At 72.0% G+C, this 24,984-nt stretch carries 24 protein-coding genes and 1 riboswitch; of the genes, 7 read left to right on the forward strand and 17 right to left on the reverse strand.

Translation table 11 applies throughout. The features are described 5' to 3' along the window. Positions 1-64 precede the first annotated feature (64 nt). From ACFYQ6_RS15200 to ACFYQ6_RS15240, 9 genes are all read right to left on the reverse strand, one after another. Complete coding sequence (locus ACFYQ6_RS15200; protein ID WP_361576101.1) at positions 65-424, reverse strand: nucleotide pyrophosphohydrolase; 360 nt, start codon at positions 422-424, stop codon at positions 65-67. Beyond that, positions 421-1,650, reverse strand: a complete 1,230-nt coding sequence (locus ACFYQ6_RS15205; RefSeq protein ID WP_388763239.1) for an AAA family ATPase — start codon at positions 1,648-1,650, stop codon at positions 421-423. Before ACFYQ6_RS15205 ends, ACFYQ6_RS15200 begins: the two co-directional genes overlap by 4 nt. Positions 1,651-1,657: 7 nt before the next feature. Continuing rightward, positions 1,658-2,065, reverse strand: coding sequence for a cell division protein SepF (locus ACFYQ6_RS15210; RefSeq protein ID WP_361576095.1), 408 nt, complete (start codon positions 2,063-2,065; stop codon positions 1,658-1,660). 75 nt (positions 2,066-2,140) lie between these two features. Next, positions 2,141-3,448, reverse strand: a complete 1,308-nt coding sequence (locus ACFYQ6_RS15215) for a cytochrome P450 (protein ID WP_361576092.1) — start codon at positions 3,446-3,448, stop codon at positions 2,141-2,143. Continuing rightward, entirely contained in the window at positions 3,445-4,059 is a 615-nt protein-coding gene (locus tag ACFYQ6_RS15220) for an ATP/GTP-binding protein (RefSeq protein WP_388763241.1), read from the reverse strand. Before ACFYQ6_RS15220 ends, ACFYQ6_RS15215 begins: the two co-directional genes overlap by 4 nt. Beyond that, positions 4,037-4,390 (reverse strand): DUF742 domain-containing protein, encoded by a 354-nt coding sequence (locus ACFYQ6_RS15225; protein WP_356743275.1) that lies wholly within the window; start codon positions 4,388-4,390, stop codon positions 4,037-4,039. Before ACFYQ6_RS15225 ends, ACFYQ6_RS15220 begins: the two co-directional genes overlap by 23 nt. Continuing rightward, positions 4,387-4,809 carry a roadblock/LC7 domain-containing protein gene (locus tag ACFYQ6_RS15230; RefSeq protein ID WP_361576084.1) on the reverse strand — a complete coding sequence of 141 codons (423 nt, stop codon included), beginning with the start codon at positions 4,807-4,809 and terminating at the stop codon, positions 4,387-4,389. The genes ACFYQ6_RS15225 and ACFYQ6_RS15230 overlap by 4 nt, the downstream gene beginning before the upstream one ends. Continuing rightward, on the reverse strand, positions 4,806-6,275 hold the full coding sequence (locus ACFYQ6_RS15235) for an ATP-binding protein (protein ID WP_388763244.1): 1,470 nt from the start codon (positions 6,273-6,275) through the stop codon (positions 4,806-4,808). The genes ACFYQ6_RS15230 and ACFYQ6_RS15235 overlap by 4 nt, the downstream gene beginning before the upstream one ends. 81 nt (positions 6,276-6,356) lie before the next feature. Then, a complete protein-coding gene (locus ACFYQ6_RS15240; protein WP_361576078.1) occupies positions 6,357-7,349 on the reverse strand; it encodes an MBL fold metallo-hydrolase in 993 nt (330 codons plus the stop codon). 415 nt (positions 7,350-7,764) lie between these two features. Here ACFYQ6_RS15240 and ACFYQ6_RS15245 point away from each other — a divergent pair, with 415 nt between their 5' ends. Then, positions 7,765-8,664: an SIS domain-containing protein gene (locus ACFYQ6_RS15245; RefSeq protein ID WP_388763246.1), complete on the forward strand. Its 900-nt coding sequence runs from the start codon at positions 7,765-7,767 to the stop codon at positions 8,662-8,664. 66 nt (positions 8,665-8,730) lie between these two features. Here the strand turns inward: ACFYQ6_RS15245 and ACFYQ6_RS15250 are convergent, their stop codons facing one another. Both ACFYQ6_RS15250 and ACFYQ6_RS15255 read right to left on the reverse strand, forming a co-directional pair. Continuing rightward, entirely contained in the window at positions 8,731-9,297 is a 567-nt protein-coding gene (locus ACFYQ6_RS15250) for a hypothetical protein (protein ID WP_361576072.1), read from the reverse strand. Between the two features lie 215 nt (positions 9,298-9,512). After that, entirely contained in the window at positions 9,513-10,358 is an 846-nt protein-coding gene (locus ACFYQ6_RS15255) for a transglycosylase SLT domain-containing protein (RefSeq protein ID WP_388763248.1), read from the reverse strand. Between the two features lie 5 nt (positions 10,359-10,363). Beyond that, a riboswitch (cyclic di-AMP (ydaO/yuaA leader) is annotated at positions 10,364-10,549 on the reverse strand. Between the two features lie 358 nt (positions 10,550-10,907). Between ACFYQ6_RS15255 and ACFYQ6_RS15260 the strand changes: the two genes are divergently transcribed. From ACFYQ6_RS15260 to ACFYQ6_RS15275, 4 genes are all read left to right on the forward strand, one after another. Then, positions 10,908-11,138: a hypothetical protein gene (locus ACFYQ6_RS15260; RefSeq protein WP_361576066.1), complete on the forward strand. Its 231-nt coding sequence runs from the start codon at positions 10,908-10,910 to the stop codon at positions 11,136-11,138. A gap of 211 nt (positions 11,139-11,349) precedes the next feature. Next, positions 11,350-11,745, forward strand: a complete 396-nt coding sequence (locus ACFYQ6_RS15265) for a molybdopterin-binding protein (RefSeq protein ID WP_388763250.1) — start codon at positions 11,350-11,352, stop codon at positions 11,743-11,745. A 52-nt stretch (positions 11,746-11,797) separates the two neighbouring features. Further along, positions 11,798-12,577 (forward strand): molybdate ABC transporter substrate-binding protein, encoded by a 780-nt coding sequence (modA, locus tag ACFYQ6_RS15270; protein WP_388763251.1) that lies wholly within the window; start codon positions 11,798-11,800, stop codon positions 12,575-12,577. 25 nt (positions 12,578-12,602) lie between these two features. Further along, positions 12,603-14,546: an ABC transporter permease gene (locus ACFYQ6_RS15275; RefSeq protein ID WP_388763253.1), complete on the forward strand. Its 1,944-nt coding sequence runs from the start codon at positions 12,603-12,605 to the stop codon at positions 14,544-14,546. 129 nt (positions 14,547-14,675) lie between these two features. On the opposite strand, the gene ACFYQ6_RS15280 is transcribed toward ACFYQ6_RS15275, so the two are convergent. Next, positions 14,676-15,128, reverse strand: a complete 453-nt coding sequence (locus ACFYQ6_RS15280; RefSeq protein WP_361576054.1) for an NAD(P)H-dependent oxidoreductase — start codon at positions 15,126-15,128, stop codon at positions 14,676-14,678. Between the two features lie 74 nt (positions 15,129-15,202). Next, positions 15,203-17,476 (reverse strand): heavy metal translocating P-type ATPase, encoded by a 2,274-nt coding sequence (locus ACFYQ6_RS15285; protein ID WP_388763427.1) that lies wholly within the window; start codon positions 17,474-17,476, stop codon positions 15,203-15,205. Between the two features lie 184 nt (positions 17,477-17,660). Here ACFYQ6_RS15285 and ACFYQ6_RS15290 point away from each other — a divergent pair, with 184 nt between their 5' ends. Beyond that, positions 17,661-18,638 carry a hypothetical protein gene (locus ACFYQ6_RS15290; protein ID WP_361576051.1) on the forward strand — a complete coding sequence of 326 codons (978 nt, stop codon included), beginning with the start codon at positions 17,661-17,663 and terminating at the stop codon, positions 18,636-18,638. Between the two features lie 250 nt (positions 18,639-18,888). Here ACFYQ6_RS15290 and ACFYQ6_RS15295 read toward each other — a convergent pair whose 3' ends face one another. From ACFYQ6_RS15295 to ACFYQ6_RS15305, 3 genes are all read right to left on the reverse strand, one after another. Then, positions 18,889-20,217 carry an enolase C-terminal domain-like protein gene (locus tag ACFYQ6_RS15295; RefSeq protein WP_361576048.1) on the reverse strand — a complete coding sequence of 443 codons (1,329 nt, stop codon included), beginning with the start codon at positions 20,215-20,217 and terminating at the stop codon, positions 18,889-18,891. Positions 20,218-20,265: 48 nt separating this feature from the next. After that, positions 20,266-21,603: a gluconate:H+ symporter gene (locus ACFYQ6_RS15300; protein ID WP_361576045.1), complete on the reverse strand. Its 1,338-nt coding sequence runs from the start codon at positions 21,601-21,603 to the stop codon at positions 20,266-20,268. Between the two features lie 116 nt (positions 21,604-21,719). Further along, entirely contained in the window at positions 21,720-22,682 is a 963-nt protein-coding gene (locus tag ACFYQ6_RS15305) for a 5-dehydro-4-deoxyglucarate dehydratase (protein ID WP_361576042.1), read from the reverse strand. Between the two features lie 106 nt (positions 22,683-22,788). Here ACFYQ6_RS15305 and ACFYQ6_RS15310 point away from each other — a divergent pair, with 106 nt between their 5' ends. Next, entirely contained in the window at positions 22,789-23,577 is a 789-nt protein-coding gene (locus ACFYQ6_RS15310; protein WP_388763256.1) for an IclR family transcriptional regulator, read from the forward strand. A gap of 78 nt (positions 23,578-23,655) precedes the next feature. On the opposite strand, the gene ACFYQ6_RS15315 is transcribed toward ACFYQ6_RS15310, so the two are convergent. After that, the gene (locus ACFYQ6_RS15315; RefSeq protein ID WP_388763258.1) at positions 23,656-24,876 is read right to left on the reverse strand and encodes a cysteine desulfurase-like protein; all 1,221 of its coding nucleotides are present in this window, start codon (positions 24,874-24,876) and stop codon (positions 23,656-23,658) included. Positions 24,877-24,984: the final 108 nt, after the last annotated feature.

Here is a 24,984-nt window from a genome sequence, read left to right on the forward strand (position 1 = left end):
CGGCACACGAAAGCCAGAGGAAATCGGAAATCTGTGGACAGGAGTCCGGTTGTGCATAAGTCGATCACTCCGAAGAGTGACGGTCGATAGGCCCACTGCTCTCGGCGGCCGGGAAGCGCGCCTCGTTCCGTTCGATCTTCGCCGCGAGCGCGGCCAGCGGGTCGACACCCAGGACCTCGCAGAACTGCAGCAGATACGCCAGGACATCCGCCACCTCGTCCTCGACCCGGAATGCCGTGCCAGGGTCCTCCATCACCCTCGCCGACTGCTCCGGCGTCAGCCACTGGAAGATCTCCAGCAGTTCGGACGCCTCGACGCTCAGCGCCGCGCAGAGGTTCTTGGGGGTGTGGTACGGCTCCCAGGCCCGGGTGGCCGCGAAGTCGGCGAGCCGCCGCTGCAGTTGCTTCACATCCAGTTCTGTCACGGGGCCAGGTCTACCACCGTCACACCTGCCGTTCCGCGGGCGGCCGCGGCGGCCGCCTCCCCGACGGTCCCCAGCAGGCGCATGTGGCCGTCCGCGCAGATCGACGCCGCCAGCGCCAGCAGTTCCGCCGTCTGGCGCGCGTCCAGGCTGCGGTCGAACCCGTCGGCCAGCACCGTGAGTCCCTGTATGGCCGAAGGAACCTCGGCTGCCGGTTCCACCACCAGGACATGAGGGCCGGTCAGCAGCACCAGGGCGAAGGCGAGATACCGCAGCTCCCCGTCCCCGAGGCGGGCGAAAGGCGTGCTCTCCCGCTCTCCCCGCTCGGCCATGGCCCGTACGGTCCCGTCCTCCAGACGCTCGGCGGTCAGACCCGTCACCCGCCCCGCACACCCTGCGTCCGCGCCGGCGACGAGCCGGGCATGGCGCTGCGCGCACTGGCTGCGGGTCCGGTGGAGGACATCGGACACGTTGTCGCAGGACGACGTCAGCCGCCCTTCCCCGACCGGAACCGCCGCACGCATCCGCCGGGGCTGCGGGTCGCACGCGAAGGCGGACCGCAGCGCCACCACCACCTGTTCGGCAGCGGCCAGCACCCTCAGCTGACCGTCCGTGGTGCCCGCGACGCGCAACGGCAGAAGGGCGGTGCCCAGCCGGTCGTCGGGGAAGGGGGCGCGTGTCACCGCCACCGCCCCCGCGGTGTGCCAGGCGGCCTGCACGGCGGAGCGCCGCGGATCGAGCAGGGCCGTGCTCAGGAGGGTCTCGCCGCAGTCCGTCAGGCGCTCGCCGACGATGCGGAGCGCCGGCTCGGCCTGCACGGCGAGGTCCAGCCTGACCGGCCCGACGGGGCCCTCCACCGTGCAGCCGAGCCTGAATCCGCGCCGCCCCTGCGCGTCGGCAGCCGCTCCTTCCGGCACCCAGGCCGCCGGGTCGGGGAAGACCTCCTCCAGCGGATCACCCGCCGCCAGCCGCGCCAGCGCCTCGTACCCCCGCAGGGCGGTCGACTTCCCGCTGCCGCTGGTGCCGGTGATCAGCGTGAGCGGCCCCAGGGGGATCACGGTGCGCCTGTGCGAGGCGAAGGCGTCGAGCCGGAGCTCACCGACGAAGGGGCGGGCCGGACGGGGCGCTCCGGACGGCGAAGGGGCCGTCGTCCCCGTGGGAGTCGTGGAGATCACAGTCATGAGCGGACCGTACGCACGCCCCGGAGCGGCGAACCGTTTTGTCCGCACGACCTTCCTACGATTGAGGTACGCCCGCCGCGGTGACCCCCTCGACCTCCATACCGACCGGCGCGAGCAGGAAGACGTTACGGTCCACCCGGTGCATCCCGCTGCCGAGCCCGAAGACCACGCCGCTGCTGAAGTCCAGGATCCGCTTGGCCACGTCGCTCTCGGCGCCGGTCAGGTCCAGCAGGACCGGGATCTGCGCCACCAGGTACTCCGCCACCTCGCGCGCGTCGGCGAACACCTGGACCCTCAGCACGACCAGTCGCCGCTGCTCGACCGACTCCTGACGGTCCTGGACGGCCCTGTGGTCCACCCGGGACGGCCACTCGTTGCGTCCCCTCAGGGGTACGACCTGGGCGAGACCCTCCCACTGTTCGTCGGTGGCGTCGTACCTGTCGTACCTGTCGTACCTGCTCACAGATCCACCCCGTCCGTGCGCCGGTTGGCTGTGCGCCGGCTGCGCTCGCTGTTCATCGGGCAATTCTCTCGCCCCTCACCCGTTCGGCGTACCACCGACACGGGCCGGAACGTGATCGACAGCGTCCGGGGCGCCGGAGGCCTCGGGGTCGGGCAGGGTGTCGAGAGGGGTGAAGCGGACCGGGAGATGGGCCGGAGCGCGGTGGAAGGGGCCCGGACGCCATATCAGCGCCTCGGGGGCGACGGCCAGTTCGAGGTCGCAGAGCTGGCTGGTGAGCTGCTCGATCGCCGTCGTGGCCATCAGCAGGGCGGGCTGTCTGGCCGGGCACCGGTGGGGGCCGGTGGACCAGGCCAGATGGGCGCCGTCCCCGGAACGCACCGCGGCGTCGGAGGAGGGCGGCGGTGACTGCGTGTTGGCGGCGGCGAAGGAGACCAGGACCAGTTGTCCGGCACGGAGCGCGACCCCGTGGAACTCGGTGTCGTGGCGCGGGAAGTGCGCTCCCATGTTGGCCAGCGGCGGATCGCGCCAGAGCACGTCGTCGACCGCCTCCTGGGCGGTGACCGCCCCGCCGTGCAGGGATCCCCCGTAGCCGCTGTCGCTGAGCATGCGCAGCAGCGCGTTGCCGATCAGGTTGGTCGTGGGATCGTGGCCGCTGCTCATGATCAGGGTGATCTGGCGCACCGTCTCGTTGTCGTCCAGGCCGGCCGGGTGCGCGAGGAGGTACGTGGTGAGATCGCGTCCCGGGGCGGCCCTGCGCCGGGCGACGAGACCGGTGACGACGCCGACGAGGTCGTCGTAGGCGGCTGTGGCGTCCGCCGCGGAGTCCATCATCGCCGCGGTACCCCTGACCACCCGCTCGGTGTCCTCCGGGGCCACGCCGAAGGCGGCGGTGAACACGTGCAGCGGCAGGCGGCGGGCGTACTGGGCGATGAGGTCGCCCGAGCCGGTGGCCGAGAAGTCCGCGATGAGCCGCTGGGCGACCCGGGCGACCTCCGCGCGCAGCAGGTGGGGTTCGATCAGCGCGAGGGTGTCGTTGATGGCGCCGCGGTAGCGGGCGTGGACGTCCCCGTCGCTGAAGAGCGCGGTGGGCCGGTGGCCGAGCACGGGCAGGACCGGTGAGCCGGCCGGTACCCCCGCCTGCCAGGCGCGCGGGTCCTTCGTGAAGGTGTCGGTGTCCCGCAGGAGGTCGACCGCCGCGTGGTAGTCGGTGACCAGCATGGCGTCGACGTCGGGGGCGATCCGCACCCTGGCCAGCGGCCCCTGGGAGCGCAGCCTGCGGTAGTGGCCGTGCGGATCGGCGGCGAAGTCGGGGCCGTAGAGCGCGAGCCGCTCCTCGGGCGGGACGGCGACGAGGGGTGATGTGCCGGGCACGGGCGGGGTCATGGCGTTTCCTGGGAGACGGGGAGGCAGGTCAGCGCGTGCTCGGCGAGGGCGATCAGGGCGTCGATGCTGCCCCGGCGCTCGCGGGCGTCGCACTGCACCAGCGGAGTGCGGGGATCGAGGTCGAGGTGTTTGCGCAGGACCTCGTCCGCGTGGGCGGGGGCGTCGGGGAAGCGGTTCACGGCGACGGCGTACGGGAGGCCCTGCTCCTCCACCATGTCCATGACGGCGAAGGAGTCCTCGAGGCGGCGGGTGTCGACCATGACCAGGGCACCGAGCGCGCCGCGTGCGATGTCCTCCCACAGCGGGAGGAAGCGCTCCTGGCCCGGCGTGCCGAACATGTAGAGCACCAGGTCGTCCTGGACGGTGAGCCGTCCGAAGTCCACTGCGACGGTGGTCGTGGTCTTCTCCGGGAGTCCGGCGGTGTCGTCGAGTCGGGTGCTGGACTGCGTCATCGCCTCCTCCGTGTGCAGGGTCGGGATCTCCGACAGCGTACGGATCAGGGTCGTCTTTCCCACGCCGAAGGGACCCGTGACGACGAGCTTCATCAGGGTCTCGGCGGCACTCGGCAGATAGCCGATGCCGCCCCGGTCAGTGGAGGGAACGGAGTCCAACGAGCAGCCTCTCGACGAGCGACCGGTCGATCTCACCGGCGCTGGGGATCGGTGGTCGAGCGAGCAGATGTCCTGCGGCCACGAGATCCGTGGCCAGGAAGACCGTTGCGCTGACCGGCAGGTCCAGGTGGGCAGCGCATTCGACGACGGTGAGGGCTCCCGGATCCAGGAGTTCGCACAGTCTGCGCTGTTCCGTCCCGGTCTCCGGCGGCAGGGCCGAATCCGTGCGGAGGAGCACGGCGAGCCGGTCGAGCGCGGGGCCGGTGGGCGCGAGGCGGCCACCGGTGACCAGATAGGCGGGGATCAGGCGGCGCCCTGGGCCGGGGCTCATGGCTGGTCGGCGGCGTCCGGTCGGCGGGTGGGGGCGTGCATGGCGCGGGTCAGCGCGGTGACCTGCACCTGCATCTGGTATGCGATGTTCCCCAGGTGCGCGTCGGGGGCCGCGAACAGGGCCAGCGTGGTGTTCCTGCCCGCGGGTACGACGATGGCGAAACCCAGGTCGGACTCCACCACCGTCTGCGCCAGGCGCGGGGACTCCGCGTCGGTGAACGCGGTGGTGAAGGCACGGGCAGCGGCGTGCAGGGTCGCCGTCATCGCGGCGACGCGCTCGGCGGACGCGCGTTCCAGGCCCGGTGACGCGCCCTCGACGAGCCCGTCCCCGGTGGCGACCACGGCATGCTGCACGCCGGGCAGTTCCAGCAGCGGGGTCAGCACCCAGGCGAGATCACCGGTGGTGGGAGTGGTGCTCACTTCTCGTCGTCTCCTTGGTCGTCCGATGAGGATGCTGAGGGTGATGCCACGGCCGCGGGGCCCGGGACCGCGGGGGCGCTCCTGCCGCTGAGGGTGCCCTCCTGGAGGGAGGACCAGGCCGCTCCGGCCTGTTCGGGCGTGCGGGGCGCGGGCTCCTCCTCCACCGGCCGGCGCGGGGAGGACGGCGCGTCCGGGGAGGCGGCCCGGCGGCTCCTGCGCCGTCGGCTGGGCAGCCCGGCCGGGCGCTGCTCACCGTCCTCGGCGGTCGCGGCCTCTTCGGCACGGGGGGCGGGTTCGGCGGGCACGGCGGGTCCAGGGTCTCCGGCGGGATCTGCACCTGCCGGAGGCCCGGGGAGCCCTGCGGGTGCGGGAGTCGTGACGGGCTCGGGGTCTTCGGCGACGGGCACGCGCGCGTGTACGGGCTTCGGTGCGAGCACGGACAGGGTGCGGTCGTCGTCGATCACGGTCAGCAGGTGGGCCGGGATGCGCAGCATCGCGCGCATCCCTCCGTACGGGGACGACTCGATGTGGCAGCTGAAGCCGTAGCGTGCGATCAGGCGCCCGACCACGGCGAAGCCGGTCTGCGGGGGGTCCCCCAGCTCGGTGAGCAGGACCTCGGAGGGCCCGGAGAGCAATGTACGGGCCCTCTTGAGCGCGTCTTCGTCCATGCCGATCCCGGCGTCGTCGACGAGGATCATGGCGCCTCGTCCCGGTGTCTGCTGCACCGTCACCGGCACCTCGGTGTCCGGGTGCGAGTACGCCGTCGCGTTGGCCAGCAGTTCGGCGAGGGCGATCGCGAGGGGTTCGGCGGCCCGGGCGACCAGGGCCAGCCGCTCCTGGCGCAGGTGGTTGGCGACCTTGATGCGTTCGTATCCCGCGACCCGGGACTGGGCGCCGAGCACGATCTCCACGAGGGAGGAGTTCTGACGGGCGAGTCCCGGCCAGGCGTCGCAGAGCACGGCGGTGGCCTGGGTGCGTCGCAGCGCGAGTTCGTTGCGGAAGTCGAGCTGCAGGATCCGCGGGTCGTCGTACTCGTGCTGGAGTTCGTGCAGCAGGTGCTGCGACTGGTTGAGCAGTGACTGGATCTTGGCCGAGGTACCGCGCATGGCCGAGCGGGCGGCGGCGTCGACGCGTCCGCGTTCCTCCAGCACCGCCGTGCGCGCGGCCTGCACCGCCTCGGTCAGCAGGCGCGCGGCGTCGCCCTCGATCCCGGCGGCCTCCCGCAGTCCGGGGACGGGCGCGGAGCGGTGGGAGAGCGCGGTGGCCGCTGCCGGTATCCGCTTCTGCGCGAGCTGTCGTATCTCCTCGGTGAGGGCGAGGGTGCGCGCCTCGGCTGCCTTGAACTGGCGCTCGGCCAGTTCGGCGCGCGCCGCGGCGTGGTGCGACTCGCGCATGGCCCGGTCCGTGCGGACGGCCGACCATATGGCCGTCACGACGGCTGTCAGGGCCAGGATCCATGCCACCACGGCGTCACCGCGTCTCTGTTGTCGGGGACGGCCGGTGTCCCGCGCGGCGGCAGGACGTCGGGCCGTCGGGCCGGCCGGCCGTCATGCCGGCTCGTCGGTACACATCGTGCCGGTCTCGTGGGCGACGGCCGCCACATCGGCCATCACCTGGAGCACTTCGGGCAGCTCGGAGCCGTCTAGGTGACGGTATTCGCTGCCGATGGTCACCACCAGGCGCTCCGGCAGACCGAGTTCCGGGTGGCGGCCCTCCCGGATCACCCGGCGCGCGGCCTCCGGCGCGGGCACGCCGGCGGCGTGCAGGGCGTGGGCGCGCTCTCGTACGTACGCGAGGTAGCCGATGTGCTCGCGCACCCCGGCCGGGTCGAGCAGCGGGCCGTGACCGGGGACGATCACCTCGGCCCCGGTGGCCAGCACCCGTTCGCAGGCGTCGATCACATTGCTCAGGGGTCCCGCCCAGTGCACCGGGTGGTCCCCGGGCTGCCGCGCGGTGGAGGCGAAGATGATGTCGCCGCTGAACACCGCGCGGTGCGCGGGAAGATGGACGATCAGGTCACCCGTGGTGTGGGCGGGCGGCAGGGAGGACACCTGGACCGTGTGCTCCCCCAGGGTCAGTTCGAGCTCCCCGGTGAAGTAGGTCGTCGGCAGCACCTGTTCGGTGGCGGACCAGTCGAAGGCCCCGAAGTGACGCCCGAGATACGCGCCGAGGGGCGTCGCCGGGTCGCTCCCGCTCACGAGCGCGTGCTGCTGCCGCGGCGTGGGGTCGTAGTGGATGTGCTCCCGGGCCTCCCGGGTCGCGATGATCTCCGCGTGCGGGAGCACGCCGGCACCCCAGAAGTGGTCGCCGTTGGCATGGGTGACGATCACGCGGTCGACGCTCACCCCGTCGGGCAGGCGCTTGGTGCTCTCCGCCAGGAACTGCCCCGCCAGCAAGGGGTCGTACGGGGCGTCGATCCACAGTGCGCCGCGCCGCGACACGAGAAGGCCGCAGTTGGCCAGGCCCCAGCCCCGCTTCGGCGGCAGCCAGGCGTACAGGCCCCCGCCGAGGTCAACGACGTCCCCCACCGTGATCGGCATGGAGCGATTATGCCGACCGGGATCCGGCCGCGCGTTCGAACTCGGCCAACATATGGGCACCGTGACGCAAAATCGCCCCTTCACCCGGGTCGGGGCGCGGTTCCGGTGACCGTCCGGGGTCGCCACCGATCGTCCGGTCGGCGGGTTTTCGGCTGGTTTGCCGCCTGCTGGGCGGCATGTACCCCTCTGTGCTCGCAGCGCGCTACGCCTACCCAGCCTGGAACAGCGGAACCGGATCGAGCCGACTACCCACTGAGCATGGCCGAAAACCGCCGTACCACGGATCGCCGAACTGAAGGCCATTTGCTTGTTTCTGCTCGATTGCCCCATGTAACATGCAGAATTGAACAAAGTGGCGACGATTTCCCCCAGTCCACCCCTCAGGTGCGAGCAGCAGTGGAAGCGGAGTGCGCACATGTCCCATGTGGAGAACGAGACGGCGAGTCAGCCGGAGTGCTGGCGCCGCGCCGCGGAGGTCGCCGTCGGCCGGACGGCGGCACCGGCACTGCCCGCCGCCGGTGAGCGCGTCGCCGTGGTCGGCTGCGGAACGTCGTATTACATGGCGCAGGCCTACGCCGCGCTCCGCGAGGCGTCCGGGCAGGGCGAGTCGGACGCCTACGCCGCTTCGGAGTTCCCCTTCGGCCGGGTGTACGACCGGGTCGTCGCCCTGACGCGGTCCGGAACGACGACGGAGGTACTCGGCCTGCTGAGCCGGCTGCGGGGCACCACGCGGACCGTCGTGGTGACCGCCGATCCGCACACTCCGGTGGAGGGCGCGGCGGACGAGATGGTCGTCCTCGACTTCGCCGACGAACGGTCCGTGGTGCAGACGCGTTTCGCGACCACGGCGCTGACCCTGTTCCGCGCCCATCTCGGGCTGCACACGGACCAGGCGGTGCGGGATGCGGAGACCGCGCTGGCGCAGCCGCTGCCCGACGGGGTTCTGGAGTGCTCCCAGTTCAGCTTCCTGGGGCGCGGATGGACCGTCGGGCTCGCCAACGAGGCGGCGCTCAAGATGAAGGAGGCGTCCCTGTCCTGGACGGAGTCCTATCCGGCGATGGAGTACCGCCACGGTCCCATCAGCATCGCGACGGCCGGAACCGCGACGTGGATGCTCGGCGCCGCGCCGGAGGGGCTGGCGGAGCAGGTGCGGTCGACGGGCGCGCGGTGGGTGGAGAGCACGCTGGACCCGCTGGCCGACCTGGTCCGCGTCCAGCGGCTGGCGATCGCCCGCGCGGCGGCCCGCGGTCTCGATCCGGACCTGCCGCGCCATCTGACGCGTTCGGTGGTGCTGGACGGAGCGGCGGAGGTCTGAGCACGCGTCAGGGCATGCCGCGCACCGGGCCGGCGGACAGCCCGGTGCGCGCCGTGACCGTGCGGGTCAGTCCTCTTCGAAGTAGGTGTCCAGCACGGCGTCCAGTTCCGCCGTCCACTGCTTGAGGCTGCTCCGGGCCCCCGCCTCGACCTCGGCGTTGAACCACCGGCGGCTCGACAGGTGGACGGTCACGGTGAACCGGCGTCCGAAGCGGCCCGTCTTGACCTCGACCGCGCCGATCTCGGCCCAGTCGAACTCCGCTTCCTGGTCGTCCAGCCGGAAGCGGACACCCTCGGCGTCGACCCGGATCGACCCGCGCCGGTCGCTGACCTCGAAGACGGGACCGTCCGCGCCGTCGCGCGCGGCGCCGGCCTCCACAGCCGCCTCGTCCTCGGAAGCCGCTTCCTCCTCCGCGGACGCCTCGCCACCGGGCGCCGCCGGCTCGGCGTCGGTCACCTCGGCCACGTCGTCCGCGTGCACGACGGCGTCCTCCGGGTCCCGGACCTCCTCGGACGCCTCCGCCTTCTCCGCCCCCGTCCGGGCGGCAACTGGGGCCGTCAGGCCGGGGATGTACGCCGGGTCTGTCCCCGCGGCGAACTCGGGCTTGGTGTTCGAATCTATGCGCTGCTCCACGGCGGGCAGTATGGACGACGAACCTGTACGAGACCAGTCGCCCGGCCGCCGGCTGCCCGTGGTTCCGCGCCCACGGCCGCCCGGGGGCAGGCCCGGGAGCGCGCACACGGACGACGGGTGGTGCGGGTTCCGCCGAACCCGCACCACCCGTCGGTGATGTCCCTCTGTCCCCGCCGTCACGCCTCGCGCGTCAGCAGGTCACGCATCCGCGAGGCTCAGTAGGCCCCGAAGACGTTGTCGATCGAGCCGTACCGGTCGGCGGCGTAGTTGCACGCGGCGGTGATGTTGGCGACCGGGTCGTAGCTGTCCGTCGACGTGCCGGGCACGTGGTAGGCCTCGAAGGTCGGGTCGATGACCTGCAGCAGGCCCTTCGACGGGATGCCGGCGGCGGCGTTCGAGTCCCAGTTGTTGATGGCCTGGGGGTTGCCCGAGGACTCGCGCATGATGTTGCGGTGGATGCCCTCGTAGCTGCCGGGGATGCCGTGCTCGGCCATGATCGCGAGCGACTCCTTGATCCAGCCGTCGAGGTCGTTCGTGTACGCGACCGGCGCGGCGGCCGGAGCAGCCTCGGCGGGTGCGCCCTGCGCGGCGACCGAGGTGCTCGTGCGCTCCGAACGGTCGGCGCGCTCGGCACTCTGCTCGGCACGGTCGGCGGCCTTGTCGGCCTTCTTCTCCGACGTGTCGGCCGACTTCTTCTCGGCCTTGGCGCCTATGGCCAGCTTCAGACCGGGGTGAATGAGGTCGGGGTTTTCGCCGACAGCCTTCCGGTTGTCCTCGTACAGGGCCTTCCAGCCACCGTTCACGGAATGCTCGCGAGCGATCTTGGCGAGAGTGTCGCCCAAGATCACGGAATAGGTGGTGGAGCCGGACTTCTGTGCGGCAATTCCCTTACCGGTCACGGAAGTCGACGCCGCCGCCTTTTCGACGGTGGAGGCGGCCGGGGCGGCGAACGCACCGGTCGCTCCGATGACAGGGAGGGCGAGAGCGCCCGTGGTCACGACGATGATGCCGCGAGTCAGCGAACTGGTCCTGGAACGACGGTACTTACCGTTTTCGGGCATGCTGGATTTCCTCTCCGCCGCCTACGAAGTGAGCTGTCGGGTTCGGACTGGAGATGCCCGGCCGCATAGAGATGCGACTTCACCCCGAGCCGATCCGGATACCGGATCGGCGCTTACCTGGGTCCCCCGCTCCTGCCGTACGAGAAGTGGTCGGGTAACCGGACGGCGGCAGGATTAGGCGTTCCATCCGGAGTGATGGTGACCGTAGGCGAGGAATAGCGAAAGGAACAAGCCCGATCTCGTGATCAAAATTCGCCCGCAAGATCGATTCTTCGGAATTCGTGTAATCCATCGCACATTGCGTCGGCCATTCTTCTTGGCACAGAAGGGAACCGGCCGCTCCGCGCGGGCGTCCCCGAGGTGACCAGTGACGCTGGTCACGGAGTCCGAAAAGGGCGTTTTGCTCTCCCTTGAAGGTCCCCAGGTCACACGAAATGGCCTTTTATGGATTACGGGACTAATTCCAAGAAAGTTGCCTAAATCGGGCATAAGGCTCACAACGCGTACCCGCGGGCATACCAGCTGAGTCTGTGTGGAATCGATCCAGCTATGACCGACAACCCGTACGCCTCGTACCCGCGGATCACCGTGCTGCCCGTCCAGCCCGGTGACCCGCCCTTCCGCATCGTCGAGATCGACGGCGAGGTCATCGGCCGGGCGACCGCCATGACGGACGTGCTGATCGCGGCTGCCGCAGCAGGGATCCACATCCACGATCTCGACGATCCGGCCGTCGTGAGGTGGGTGGGCGGCGGCAAGCTCAGCTGGCGGCCGCACTGACGGACCGACTGCGGTCGGGCCGCACTGACGGGCCGACTGCGGTCGGGCCGCACTGACGGGCCGAGTGCGGTCCGGCCGCACTCACGGACCGACCGCGGTCCGGCTCGAGCGGTGCGCCGAGTCTCAGAAACGCCCGGCGCGATACGCATCTGCCAAGTGCCGAACGCCAGAGCATTGCAGATGCGAGCCACAGCCCCATATCGTGTCGCACATGCAGTCCTACACCATCGGGCAGGCCGCGCGTCTTCTCGGCGTGAGCCCGGACACCGCCCGTCGCTGGGCGGACGCCGGACGTGTCGCGACCCATCGCGACGACAGCGGGCGCCGCCTCATCGACGGCCGCGACTTGGCCGCGTTCTCGGTCGAGGTCGCCCAGGTCGGCACGGGCGAGGAGGAGGTCCCCTACACCTCGGCGCGCAACGCCTTCCCGGGCATCGTCACCGCGGTGAAGCTCGGTGACGTCGCCGCCCAGGTGGAGATCCAGGCGGGGCCGCACCGGCTCGTCTCCCTGCTGACCCGCGAGGCGGTCGAGGAGCTGGGCCTCGAGGTCGGCATGCGGGCCACGGCCCGCGTGAAGTCGACCAGCGTGCACATCGACCGCACCTGAAGCCGTACACGTCCGCCGGCGAGTGGCGGCCCTCACCGAGGAGTTCCCTCCGATGTCTCTCCCTCCCACCGGCCGCCGGGGCGTCGCCGCCGCGTCGACCGCGGCGCTGCTGTTCACCCTCGCCGCGTGCGGCGGTGACGACGGGGACAAGGACGCCGCGGCCCCGAGGACCGAACTGACCGTGCTGGCCGCCTCGTCGCTCACCGATGTCTTCACGACCGCCGAAGCCGCCTACGAGAAGGAGCACCCCGGCACGAAGCTGACCTTCTCGTTCGCCGGGTCGCAGGAGCTCGCCGCCCAGGTCCGTCAGGGCGCGCCCGCGGACGCCCTCGTCACCGCCGACACCCGGACGATGGACGGTCTGGAGCCGGAGACCGGCACCCCGACCGTCATCGCGAAGAACCGCCTGGTCATCGTCACCGGTGAGGGCAACCCGGAGAAGGTCCAAGGTCTCCCGGACCTGGCCGATCCCTCCCTCAAGGTGGTCCTGGCCGCCCCCGAGGTGCCGGTGGGCCGGTACGCGGAGCAGATCCTGGACGCCCAGAGGATCGAGGTGAAGCCGGTCTCGCAGGAACCCAACGTCCGCGCCGTGCTCAGCAAGGTCGAGCTCGGCGAGGCGGACGCGGGCCTCGTGTACCGCACGGACACGACGGTGGCCACCGACAAGGTCGACGCGGTCGACATCCCGGACGCGCAGAACGCGATCGCGTCCTACCCGGCCGCCACACTGAAGTCGTCCGAGCACGCAGAGGCCGCTGCCGCCTTCGTCTCCTGGCTGTCCTCCCCGGAGGCTCAGAAGATCCTCCAGGACGCGGGCTTCCAGAAGCCGTGACCGAAGGCAGCCCCAGGGAACCGCGATGAAACAGCTCCGCACCCGCCCGTCGGGCCCCCGTGCTCCCCTCACCCTGGCGGTCCCCGCGCTGCTCGCCGTCGTGTTCCTGATGCTGCCGCTGGCCGGCATCCTGGCGCGTACCTCCTGGGGCGAGCTCGGCACCCATCTGACCGGCCCCGCGACCACGCAGGCCCTGAGGCTGTCGCTGCTGGTGTCCGGCTGGGCGCTGGGGCTCTCGCTCGTGCTGGGTGTGCCTCTGGCCTGGCTGCTGGCGCGCGTCGACTTCCCCGGCAAGGCCCTCGTACGCTCGCTCGTCCTCCTCCCGATGGTGCTGCCGCCGACCGTCGGAGGCGTGGCGCTTCTGCTCGCCTTCGGGCGGCGCGGCCTGCTGGGGCCCTGGCTGGAGGAGACCTTCGGCATCACGCTGCCGTTCCACACCTCGGGGGCGGTGCTCGCCGCGACGTTCGTCGCGATGCCCTTCCTCGTCATCAGCCTCGAAGGCGCGCTCGGAGGTCTTCATCCGCGGTACGAGGAGACGGCGGCCTCCCTGGGTGCCTCCCCCGTCCGGGTGTTCTTCACCGTGACCCTGCCCATGGTCGCGCCCGGACTGGCGGCGGGCGCCGCGCTGACCTGGGCGCGGGCGCTGGGCGAGTTCGGCGCCACCATCACCTTCGCGGGGAACCTGCCGGGCACCACGCAGACCCTCCCGCTCCAGGTGTACCTGCTGCTCCAGGACTCCCCCGAGACGGCCACGTCCGTGTCGCTGCTGCTGCTCGCCATCGCCATGGCGGTGCTCGTCGCGCTGCGCGGCCGATGGGCCGGCGCACCCCGGAAGGCCGGGGCCCCGCGCCGCCCCGACGACGGGCCCGAACCCGGACCCGAACCGGAACCGGAACCGGCAGCCGGACCGTCCGCGGAAGGACCGCCCCGGGAGAGGTGGCCCCTGCGCGCCGAGGTCACGGGCTTCGACCAGCTCACGATCGAGGCGGAACCCGGTACGACGATCGCCGTCGTCGGGCCCAACGGGGCGGGCAAGACGACCCTGTTGCGCGCGCTGCTCGGCCTCACTCCCCGCGCGCACGCGGAGTTGCGCCTGGGCGGCACCGACACCGGGAGCCTGCCCCCGCACCGGCGGGGTGTCGCCTGGGTGCCCCAGGACGGTGCCCTTTTCCCGCATCTCTCCGCCCTGGCCAACACCGCCTACGGGCTACGCGCCCACGGGGTCTCCCGCGCCGAGGCCCGGGCGGACGCCCGGCTCTGGCTCGGCCGGCTCGGCGTCGGCCACCTCTCCGCCCGTAAGCCGGCGCAGCTCTCGGGCGGCCAGGCCCAGCGTGTCGCACTCGCCCGCGCGCTGGCCGCGCGCCCGCGCCTCCTGCTGCTGGACGAACCGCTCGCCGCTCTCGACCAGACGACACGCGCGCGCGTGCGCCACACGCTGCGCACCCATCTCGCCGGTTTCGGGGGCGTCTGCCTGATCGTCACGCACGACCCCGTGGAGGCGGTGTCGCTGGCCGACCGGGTCCTCGTCCTCGACGAGGGCCGCGCCCTTCAGGACGCGCCGCCCGACGAGGTCACCCGCCACCCGCGCTCCCCCTGGGTGGCGCGGATGCTGGGCCGCAACGCCTGGCCCGGTACGGCGACCGCGGACGGCCTCCTGCTCTCCGGCGGCGGGAGTCTCGTCGCGGCGGAACCGCTGCCCGCCGGGACCCCAGCACTCGCCGTCATCGGTCCCGAAGCCGTCTCCGTGCACCGCGACAGGCCGAGCGGCAGCCCGCGCAACGTCTGGCCCGGCACCGTACGCGAGATCACCGCCAGCGGCAGTCGGCTGCGGGTCCTGGTCAGCTCGGCGGAGGCGCCCGACCTCGTCGCGGAGATCACCCCCCAGGCCGCCGCCGAACTCGGTCTGGCCGACGGGGTGCCGGTCTGGACGAGCGTCAAGGCGACCGAGGCGACGCTCGTCCCACGGTGACCGAAGCCCGGCGCGCCCACCGGCGAGGGCCTCCCTGCGTCAGCCCGGCCGCGGTTCGGCCATTCGGCCAGGCGGCGGCGTGAGTCCATCAGCCCGGCGGCGGTTCTGTGATTCCGCCCGGCGGCGGCGTCAGTCCATCAGTCCGGCGGCGACCGTCGCGCCCAGCTCCCAGCACGCCTCGGTGTCGGCCTTGCCCGGTGCACCTGTGACGGTCACGGCGTCGGCCGTTCGGCGCCAGCCGAGCCCGGTCGTGATGGACTCGATGCCGCGTACGGCGCCGGTGACGTCGTTGCCCCCGTGGACGTAGTAACCGAAGGGCCGCCCCCGCGTCCCGTCCAGGCACGGGTAGTAGACCTGGTCGAAGAAGTGCTTCAGGGCGCCGGACATGTAGCCGAGGTTCGCCGGGGTGCCGAGCAGGTAACCGTCCGCGGCGAGCACGTCGGAGGCCGTGGCGGCGAGCGCCGCCCGCCGGACGACCCGTACGCCCTCGATGTCGTCCGTCGTCGCCCCCGAGACGACGGCTTCGAACAGGGCCTGGCAGTTCGGCGAGGGGGTGTGATGCACGATCAGGAGAGTGGCCACACCCCCGAACCCTGCCGCCCCGGCCCGCCGGAAGCAAACCGGAGGAGGGCGGCCGGCCCCACCGGGGTCCTGGGTCAGTCCACCGCGCGGAATCCCCGCAGCCGCAGGCTGTTGCCGACGACGAAGACCGAGGAGAGAGCCATGGCCGCTCCGGCGATCATGGGGTTGAGCAGACCTGCCGCGGCGAGCGGCAGGGCCGCCACGTTGTAGCCGAAGGCCCAGAACAGGTTCGAGCGGATGGTGCTCAGCGTCCTGCGCGAGAGCCGGATCGCGTCGGCGGCGGCCCTGAGGTCTCCGCGTACGAGCGTCAGGTCGCCGGCCTCGATCGCGGCGTCCGTGCCCGTGCCCATGGCGAGCCCCAGGTCCGCCTGAGCGAGCGCGGCAGCGTCGTTGACGCCGTCGCCGACCATGGCCACGCTGCGTCCTTCCGCCTGGAGCCGCTTGACCACGTCGGCCTTGTCCTGCGGCATGACCTCGGCGACGACCTCGTCGATGCCCACCTCGGCGGCGACGGAGGCGGCGACCGCTCGGTTGTCACCGGTCAGCAGGATGGGCGTCAGCCCGAGACCGCGGAGCCGCCGGACCGCCTCCGCGCTGGTCTCCTTGACCGCGTCGGCGACCTCGATCAGCGCACGGGCCTCACCGTCCCACGCCACCGCGATCACGGTCCTGCCGGCCTTCTCGGCGCGGTCCTTGGCGTCCTTGAGTTCGTCGGGCAGTTCCATGGCCCACTCGGTCAGCAGCTTCTCGCGACCGACGAGCACGGCGTGACCGTCGACGACTCCTTGGACACCGAGGCCCGGGATGCCGGAGAAGTCCTCTGGGGTCGGCAGCGGGCCCACCGCCGCCGCCGCGCCCGCGGCGACCGCACGGGCGATCGGGTGCTCCGAGGCGTGTTCCAGCGCTCCCGCGAGGCGCAGCACTTCGGCCTCCCGCGTCGTCCCCGCGGTGTGCACCCCGAGCAGCGTCATGCGGCCGGTGGTGACCGTGCCGGTCTTGTCGAGGACGATCGTGTCCACCCTGCGGGTGGTCTCCAGCACTTCGGGTCCCTTGATCAGGATGCCGAGCTGGGCGCCGCGCCCCGTTCCGACCAGCAGGGCGGTGGGAGTGGCGAGCCCGAGCGCGCAGGGGCAGGCGATGATCAGGACGGCGACGGCGGCCGTGAAGGCCGAGGTGAGCCCTGCGCCCGAGCCGAGCCAGAAACCGAGCGTGGCGAGCGCCAGCCCGATGACGACGGGCACGAACACGGCAGAGATCCTGTCGGCCAGGCGCTGGGCCGAGGCCTTGCCGCTCTGTGCTTCCTCGACGAGCTCGGCCATCCGGGCCAGCTGGGTGTCGGCACCGACCCTGGTGGCCTCGACGACCAGGCGCCCGCCCGCGTTGAGGGTCGCACCGGTGACGGAGTCCCCGCTGGAGACCTCGACGGGCACCGACTCGCCGGTGAGCATCGAGACGTCGACGGCGGAGGCGCCCTCGACCACCGTTCCGTCCGTGGCGATCTTCTCTCCGGGGCGTACCAGGAAGCGGTCCCCGACGTTCAGCGCGCTCGTGGGCAGGGTCAGTTCACGGCCGTCGCGCAGGACGGTGACCTCCTTGGCGCCGAGCTCCATGAGCGCCTTGAGGGCGGCCCCCGCCTTGCGCTTCGACCGCGCCTCGAAGTACCGCCCGGCCAGGATGAAGGCCGTGACACCCGCGGCGGCCTCCAGGTAGATGTTCCCCGCGCCGTCGCCACGGCTGATCGTGAATTCGAAGGGGTGCGTCATGCCGGGCATCCCGGCCGTGCCGAGGAACAGCGCCCACAGCGACCACAGGAAGGCGGCCGACGTGCCGACCGAGATCAAGGTGTCCATCGTGGCCGCGCCGTGCCGGGCGTTGGTCCAAGCGGCACGGTGGAAGGGCCAGGCCGCGTAGGTGACGACGGGGGCGGCGAGCGTGAGCGAGAGCCATTGCCAGTACTCGAACTGGAGGGCCGGGACCATCGCCATCGCGATGACAGGGACGGCGAGCACGACTGCCGTGACCAGCCGCTCGCGCAGCGACCGCAGCTCGTCATCGGCGCGCTCGTCCTCGGCCCGCTCTCCGGCCGCCGGCGCTCCCTGCGTACCGGGTTCGGGGCGGGGCGGGGGCGGCTGGGCGGAGTAGCCCGTCGCTTCGACGGTGGCGATCAGGTCGTCGACGGAGACGCCCTCGGCGAAGGTGACTCCGGCCTTCTCCGTGGCGTAGTTGACGGACGCCTCGACGCCCTCCATGCGGTTGAGCTTCTTCTCGATCCGGGCGGCGCACGAGGCGCACGTCATGCCGCCGATGGCGAGCTCGACCCGGGTGGTGCCGGGAGTCGTGGGAGTCATGTCCTGCTCCTCGTCCATACGATGACAGTATACCCCTCCTGGGTATCCTTCGCCTCAAGAGATATACCCCCCACCCGTATCTGCGCAAGTCCCGGCGAGGTCACTTGCACATACCCCCCAAGGGTATACGCTCAGATGCGTCGGACCATCGCGGGACCCCTCCGCGCAGACGTCAGGAGCAGTCATGAGAACCGCCGCGAAGATGACCGCGTTCACCGCCGCGCTCGCCGCGTCGTTCAGCGTGGCCTGGGGAGTGGGGGCCACCGTCGGCCCCGAGCCGTCCGGGCCCCCCGGGAAGGCCGCGCACACCGGGACCGGGTCCCATACGGAGAGCACGTCCCGGCACTCAGGGGACGAGGACGGCGGCGCCGCGTCCGAGGCCGGCGGCCTCCGCGCCTCCGAGGGGGGCTACACCTTCGACCTGAAGACCCCGCGCGTGGAGGCGGACCGCGAGGGCGAGCTGCGCTTCGCGATCCGCGACCGCGACGGCGAACAGGTCACCGCGTTCCAGCGCGAGCACGACAAGGAACTGCACCTCATCCTCGCGTCCCGCGATCTGACCACCTACCGGCACCTGCACCCCACCCGGGCGGCCGACGGCACCTGGAGCACCCCCGTGAGCCTGCCCGAGGCGGGCCCCTACCGGGTCTTCGCCGACTTCACCCCCGCGGGGAAGAAGGCCACCGGGCTCACCCTGGGGACGGAGCTCGCCGTCTCCGGTCCGTACAAGCCGGCGGAACTCCCGAAGCCCGCCCGTACGGCCACCGTCGACGGTTACACGGTCTCGCTGAACGGCACCCTGCACCCCGGAGCGCCGGAGCGCCTCACCTTCACGGTGCGCAAGAACGGCCGGCCCGTCACCGATCTGCAGCCCTATCTGGGCGCGTACGGGCACCTCGTCGCTCTGCGGGCCGGTGACCTCGCCTATCTCCATGTCCACCCGGAAGGCGAACCCGGGGACGGCGCCACCGAGCCCGGCCCGGGCGTCACCTTCTCGGCCACGGCGCCCGGCTCGGCGGCGTACCGCCTGTTCCTCGACTTCAAGCACGAAGGCACCGTCCGCACGGTGGCCTTCACGGTGCACGCGGGGACAGCGGCGCAGACCCCCGCCCCCACCGCTCCGGCGGACGGCCACGAGGAGGGGACACCGCACGGGCACTGAGGGCCTCACCGGACTGCTCGGCCCGGCCGGTCGGCGGCGCCGTCTCCGCCTCGTGGATGCCGGCTAGAGGGAGCGGAGTTGAGCGAGCGTCCGTTCGAGCTCCTCGCGGAGCGTGCGACCGGCCGCGTCGCCGTCGCCCGCACCACGGCGTCCACCAGAGCGGCATGGCCTTCGTCGCCGTGGCCGGGGTCCCCCGAGCGCAGGTCGAGCAGGGCAGCCGGCGCTTCCGCAACCCGGCCCGCGGCCGGGCCTACCGCACCAGGCAGGGCCGCTTCGCGTCGAACGTCCAGCCTGGTACGAGGTACTGCATGCCGGCCGCGTCGTCGCGGGCCCCCAGCGCCTCCTTCCGGTAGAGCTCGTGGGCCGCGAGGAGGCGGTCCATGTCGAGTTCGACGCCCAGGCCCGGGGCCTCGGGGACGGCGATCTCGCCGTCGGCGATGCGGGGCGGGGTGACGGTGAGCCGCTCCAGGCCCTCCTGCCAGATCCAGTGCGTGTCCAGGGCGTTGTAGTCACCGGGGGCCGCCGCACCGCAGTGCGTGATCATGGCCAGCGAGATGTCGAAGTGGTTGTTGGAGTGACAGCCCCAGGTCAGCCCCATGGCGTTGCACAGCTGGGCCACCCGCACCGAGCCCCGCATGGTCCAGAAGTGCGGGTCGGCCAGCGGGATGGAGACCGACTGCAGGGCCAGGGCATGGGTCAGCTGCCGCCAGTCGGTGGCGATCATGTTGGTCGCCGTCGGAAGCCCGGTGGCGCGGCGGAACTCGGCGAGGACCTCGCGCCCCGAGTAGCCGTTCTCCGCACCGCAGGGGTCCTCGGCGTAGGCGAGCGTGCCCGCCAGGGGTGCGCACAGCTCGACCGCCTCGCGCAGGGACCAGGCGCCGTTCGGGTCCAGGGTGATCCTCGCCGAGGGGAAGCGGTCCTTGAGCGCGCGCACCGCCCCGACCTCCTCCGCGCCCGGGAGGACTCCGCCCTTGAGCTTGAAGTCCCGGAAACCGTACAGGTCGTACGCCGCCTCGGCCTGGCGGACGATCGCCTCCGGAGTGAGGGCCTCCTCGTGACGGACGCGGTACCAGTCGACGTCCGAGTCCGGCTCCCGGACGTAGTCCAGGTCGGTGCGGTCGGGGTCGCCCACGTAGAAGAGGTAGCCCAGTACCCGTACGGAGTCGCGCTGCTGACCGTCGCCCAGCAGGGCCGCGACCGGCACCTCGAGGTGCTGGCCGAGCAGGTCGAGCAGCGCCGACTCGACGGCGGTGACGGCGTGCACGGTGGTCCGCAGGTCGAAGGTCTGGGCACCGCGCCCGCCCGAGTCCCGGTCGGCGAAGCGGCTGCCGATCTCACGCAGGACACGCTGGTGGTCGCCCAGTTTCGCGCCGACGACCAGTGACTCGGCGTCCCGCAGCGTCCGGGTGATCTTCTCGCCGCCGGGCACCTCCCCGAGGCCCGTGCGGCCCTGGGAGTCCGTGAGGACGACGATGTTGCGGGTGAAGAACGGGCCGTGGGCGCCGGAGAGGTTGAGCTCCATGCTGTCGCGGCCCGCGACGGGGTAGACGGCGTAGTGGGTGACGGTGGGCTGGCTCATGCTGGTCGGGTTCCTTGGTCGCGAGGGGCGGGCTTGAGGTCGGGTGGTTCAGAGGCCGAGGACGTCGAGGGTCCGTTCGGCCGCCAGTACGCCGCCGAGGCCGAGGACGGCGAGCACCGTCGTGTAGCCCGTGCGGACCTTGATCGCCTCGATGACGGAGAGGTTGAAGTACTCCTTGAACAGCCAGAATCCGGGGTCGTTGACGTGGGAGAAGGCGATCGACCCGCAGGAGACGGCGAGCACCATCATCTCGGGGTGGGTCCCGCTGCCTGCCAGGAGCGGCAGCACCACCCCGGAGGCCGTGACGACGGCGACCGTCGCCGAGCCCAGCGCGACGCGGAGAATGGCGGCGATGAGCCACGCCAGGATGATCGGCGAGACCGACCAGTTCTCCGTGACGTCCTTGATGTAGTCCGATATCCCGCCTTCGACCAGGACGTTCTTGAACGCGCCGCCCGCGCCGATCACCAGGAGGATCATCGCCATGGCCTGGGCGGCCGAGGTGCAGGAGGCGCTGACGTCGGCCAGGCTCCGGCCGATGCGGGGTCCGAACGCCCAGAGGGCCAGCAGGAGGGCCAGCAGGAGCGCGATCGGCGCCGATCCGACGAAGGCGACGACGTGCAGGAGAGGGCTCTCGCCGGAGACGGCCATGTCGGTCACGGCGGCCCCGGCGATCAGGACCACCGGGAAGAGGGCGACGAAGAGCGACCAGCCCATGCCGGGCATCTCCTCGTCGGTGAACTCGCGCTCGCTGACCAGGCCCTTGGGTATGGAGGGGTTCATGGCCCGGACGAACGGCAGGCGCGGCCACAGGAGCGCGACGAGCGCGCCGGCGGGTACGGCGATGAAGAGGCCGTAGAAGAGGGTGTGGCCGACGGACGCGTGGAAGGTCGTGGCCACGGCGGTGGGCCCGGGGTGCGGGGGCAGGAAGCTGTGCATCGTGGACAGGGAGATCGACATCGGCAGGCCCACCCAGAGCAGGTTCACCCCGGTGACCCTGACGAGCGTGAACGCGATGGGCACGATGATGATGAAGGCGACCTCGTAGAACATGGTCACACCGATGAGCATGGACGTGACCACCATGGCCCACTGGACGCCGCGCGGACCGAAGGCGTCGAGCAGCCGGCCCGCGATCCGCTGGGCGGCTCCGGAGTCGCCCATCACCCGGCCGACCATGGCGCCGAGCCCGATGGTGAGCATCGTGTCACCGATCTGGTCCCCGATGCCCGTGGAGAGCACGTCCGGGATCTCGACCACCGGGATGCCCTGCACGAGGGCCACACCCACCGCGACGAGCAGGAGCGCGGCGAAACCGTTGAGTTTCAGGCGGGTCATCAGGAGCAGCAGCACCAGAACGCTGATCCCGACCACGAGGAGCGGCATGTCAGTTCCCCTTCGAACTGTCGAACGTGTCGAGCTGTCTGAACGGTCGAGCTGTCGGCCGGCCTGCTCCGGCTACGCGCCGGAGCAGGCGGGGCGGACAGGCGGGCGGGCGCCCCTCAGGCGGTACGCCGGCGCACGGCGCCGACCAGCCCCAGACCGGTGTCGAGGACCCTCTCCAGGTCGGCGAGGTCGGCCGGACCGAGGTCGGTGAGCGGGGCGCGTACGGGCCCGACCGGCAGCCCGCGCAGCCGGGCGGCGGCCTTGACCAGGGAGACGGCGTACCCGGGGGCCCGGTCGCGCAGTTCGACCAGCGGGACGTAGAACTCCCGCAGCAGGGTGGTCACGGTCGCACCGTCGTCCGCACGCAGGGCGGTGAAGAAGGCGTCGGCGATCTCGGGGGCGAAGGCGTGCACGGCCGAGGAGTAGGCCGGGACTCCGACGGTGGCGTACGCCCGCGCCTGGATCTCGGCGGTGGCCGCGCCGTTGAAGAAGAGGAAGCCGTCGGGCGCGGCGAGGGTGAGGCGCTGGAGCCGGTCGAGATCGCTGTGCCCGTCCTTGAGGCCGATGACCCCGGGGATCTGCGCGATCCGGCGTACGCCGTCCGCCGTGAAGGTGACCTGCCCGCGCTGGTAGGCGATCAGCGGCAGCCTGGTGCCGTCCGCGATCCGGCGCAGTTGCTCGACCAGACCGTCCTGCGGGGCGGCGACGAGGTAGTGCGGCAGGACCAGGAGTGCGTCGGCACCGGCCTCCTCCGCGATGCGGGCGAAGCGCAGCGCCTGCGCCCAGCCGTAGCCGGTGCCCGCGACGACGGGCAGGCGACCGTCGGCGATCTCGACGGTCGCCGCGACGACCGCGCGGTACTCGTCCTCGTCCAGCGCGCCGAACTCCCCCGTGCCGCAGGCGGGGAACACCGCGCCGGGGTCCGTGGCCAACTGCGCGGTCAGATACGTCCGGTAGGCGTCCAGGTCGAGACGTCCGTCGTCCCGGAAGCTCGTGAGCGGGAAGGACAGCACGCCGCCCGCCATGCCCTCGCGCAGCCGCTGGGCGACCCCGTCGGTTTCCGCACTGAACCGCTCCACGAATCTCATCCCCATATGCAGATGGCGTACATGTATGAGAACGGAGGCTAAGCGGGTGAACACCGCACGGTCAATGGGTGCGGCAGCGCGGATTTAAGATGTGCGCATGCCGGAGAACAGTGGTGTCCGTGGCGTGAAATCGGCGTCCCGCACCGTCGCGCTGCTCGAACTGCTCGCCACGCGGGGGGACCGGCCCGCCCGCCTGGACGAACTGGCCGAGGAGCTGGGCGTCCCGCGCAGCAGCATGTACCAGCTGCTCCGGACCCTCGTGGACTGCGGCTGGGTGCGCACCGACACGACGGGCTCGCTGTACGGCATCGGCATCCGCGCACTGCACACGGGCACGAGTTACCTGGACAGCGACCCGCTCGTGCGCGCCGCCCGACCGTATCTGGACGAGGCCTCGGACGCGCTCGGCGAGACCATCCATCTGGCCCGGCTCGACGGACCGAACGTCGTCTATCTCGCGACGCGCGAGTCCCACGAGTACCTGCGCACGATCAGCCGGGTCGGCCGCCGCGTCCCGGCCCACGCCGGGGCACTGGGCAAGGCGCTGCTCGCGGAGCGCCCGGACGACGGACTACCGCTGCCCGAGGGGCCTTTGCAGGCTTTCACGGAGAACACGCACACCCGGTACGCCACCCTGATCACCGACCTCGCCGCGATACGCGAGCGCGGGTACTCCGTCGACCGCGAGGAGACGGTGACCGGCATCGCGGGCTTCGGTTTCGCCCTGCGCCACGACACACCGGCCGTGGACGCCATCAGCTGCTCCGTACCGGTGGCCCGGCTGAGCGCCGAGCACGAGGCGAAGGTGGTGGCGGTGATGCGGGAGATCCGGACGAAGATCGAGACCGCCCGGGCGCCCGCGCCGGGCGCACCCGACTGGCGCTGAACCGGCCGGCACACGTCCGACAGCGGGAAGCGGCGCGGGAGGCATGGACCCCCACCGCGCCGCTCGCATGACGGTACGTCAGCCGCAGGCCGCGGCAAGTGCGTCGAGGAGCCGGTCCACGTCCTCGTCGTTCGTGTAGGGCGCGAGTCCGACGCGCACGCCGCCCTCGTCGCCCAGCCCGAGCCGGTGGGACGCCTCCCGTGCGTAGAACGACCCCGCGGGTGCGTCCACGCCGTGCTCCACCAGGCGCCGCGAGACGTCGTCGGACCGCTGCCCGGCCACCGTGAAGAGCGTGGTCGGGGTGCGCCGCGCCGCACGGGAGTACACCGTGACACCGCCCAGAGCCGCGAGCCCCTCCTCGATGCGCCCCCGCAGGCGGTCCTCGTGCGCGGCGAGTGCCGTGAAGGCCCGGCGCAGGCGCTCCGGCCGGCCCTCCGTACCGGCGGTGACGAGACCGGCGAGGAAGTCGACGGCCGCCGTCGCCCCGGCCAGCAGCTCGTAGGGCAGCGTGCCCAGCTCGAAACGCTCGGGTACGGCGTCGCTGGAGGGCAGGAGCTTGTCCGGCCGCAGGCTGTGGAGCAGTTCCGGCCGGCCGGTCAGCACGCCGAGGTGCGGGCCGAGGAACTTGTACGGCGAGCAGACCAGCGTGTCCGCGCCGAGTCCGGTCAGATCGACCGAGACGTGGGAGGCGTAGTGCACCGCGTCGACGTGGAAGAGCGCGCCGGCCCGGTGCGCCAGCGCCGCGATGGCGGGTATGTCGGGGCACGTGCCGATCAGGTTGGAGGCGGCGGTGACGGCGACCAGGCGGGTGCGCCCGGACAGCACGGCCTCGATGTGCTCGGTGCCCAGCTCGCCCGTGGCGGGGTCGAAGTCGGCCGTGCGGACGGTCGCGCCCGCCGCCTCGGCGGCCTGTACCCAGGGCCGGATGTTCGAGTCGTGGTCCAGCCGGGACACCACCACCTCGTCGCCGGGACCCCACTCCTTGGCCAGGGTGCGCGCCAGGTCGTAGACGAGCTGGGTGGCGCTGCGGCCGAACACCACCGATTCCGGCTCCGAGCCGAGCAGATCGCCGAGCGCCCGGCGCGCGCCGGTCACGATCGCCTCGGCGTTGCGAGCCCCCTCCGTGAGCGTCCCCCGGTTGGCGAGCGGACGGGTGAGGGACTCGGCGATCGCGTCGATCACCTGCTGGGGCGTCTGGGTGCCTCCGGGCCCGTCGAACCGGGCGGTGCCCGCCTTCAGCGCGGGGAAGCAGGCGCGGATCGCCTGCACGTCGAGGGTGTCGCTGGTCTCACTGCTCAAAGGGGACTCCGGGGTGCGGAAGGGACTGCTCGCTGCTCGGAGCCATGATGGCAGCGTCGGCGGGTGGCGTCGTGGCCCGGCCCACGGGCTCGCTGTCCGGCCCACGGG

The sequence above is a fragment of the Streptomyces sp. NPDC005494 genome, from assembly GCF_042872025.1.
Classification (GTDB): domain Bacteria; phylum Actinomycetota; class Actinomycetes; order Streptomycetales; family Streptomycetaceae; genus Streptomyces.

Bases quoted from the DNA above. Each gene is read 5' to 3' on its own strand.
- ACFYQ6_RS15255 (WP_388763248.1), bottom strand. From the start codon at position 10,358: ATGCCCGAAAACGGTAAGTACCGTCGTTCCAGGACCAGTTCGCTGACT.
- ACFYQ6_RS15285 (WP_388763427.1), bottom strand. From the start codon at position 17,476: ATGACTCCCACGACTCCCGGCACCACCCGGGTCGAGCTCGCCATCGGC.
- ACFYQ6_RS15295 (WP_361576048.1), bottom strand. From the start codon at position 20,217: ATGAGCCAGCCCACCGTCACCCACTACGCCGTCTACCCCGTCGCGGGC.
- ACFYQ6_RS15215 (WP_361576092.1), bottom strand. From the start codon at position 3,448: ATGACCCCGCCCGTGCCCGGCACATCACCCCTCGTCGCCGTCCCGCCC.
- ACFYQ6_RS15290 (WP_361576051.1), top strand. From the start codon at position 17,661: ATGAGAACCGCCGCGAAGATGACCGCGTTCACCGCCGCGCTCGCCGCG.
- modA (WP_388763251.1), top strand. From the start codon at position 11,798: ATGTCTCTCCCTCCCACCGGCCGCCGGGGCGTCGCCGCCGCGTCGACC.
- ACFYQ6_RS15225 (WP_356743275.1), bottom strand. From the start codon at position 4,390: ATGAGCCCCGGCCCAGGGCGCCGCCTGATCCCCGCCTATCTGGTCACC.
- ACFYQ6_RS15240 (WP_361576078.1), bottom strand. From the start codon at position 7,349: ATGCCGATCACGGTGGGGGACGTCGTTGACCTCGGCGGGGGCCTGTAC.
- ACFYQ6_RS15275 (WP_388763253.1), top strand. From the start codon at position 12,603: ATGAAACAGCTCCGCACCCGCCCGTCGGGCCCCCGTGCTCCCCTCACC.
- ACFYQ6_RS15310 (WP_388763256.1), top strand. From the start codon at position 22,789: ATGCCGGAGAACAGTGGTGTCCGTGGCGTGAAATCGGCGTCCCGCACC.
- ACFYQ6_RS15260 (WP_361576066.1), top strand. From the start codon at position 10,908: ATGACCGACAACCCGTACGCCTCGTACCCGCGGATCACCGTGCTGCCC.
- ACFYQ6_RS15300 (WP_361576045.1), bottom strand. From the start codon at position 21,603: ATGCCGCTCCTCGTGGTCGGGATCAGCGTTCTGGTGCTGCTGCTCCTG.
- ACFYQ6_RS15245 (WP_388763246.1), top strand. From the start codon at position 7,765: ATGTCCCATGTGGAGAACGAGACGGCGAGTCAGCCGGAGTGCTGGCGC.
- ACFYQ6_RS15265 (WP_388763250.1), top strand. From the start codon at position 11,350: ATGCAGTCCTACACCATCGGGCAGGCCGCGCGTCTTCTCGGCGTGAGC.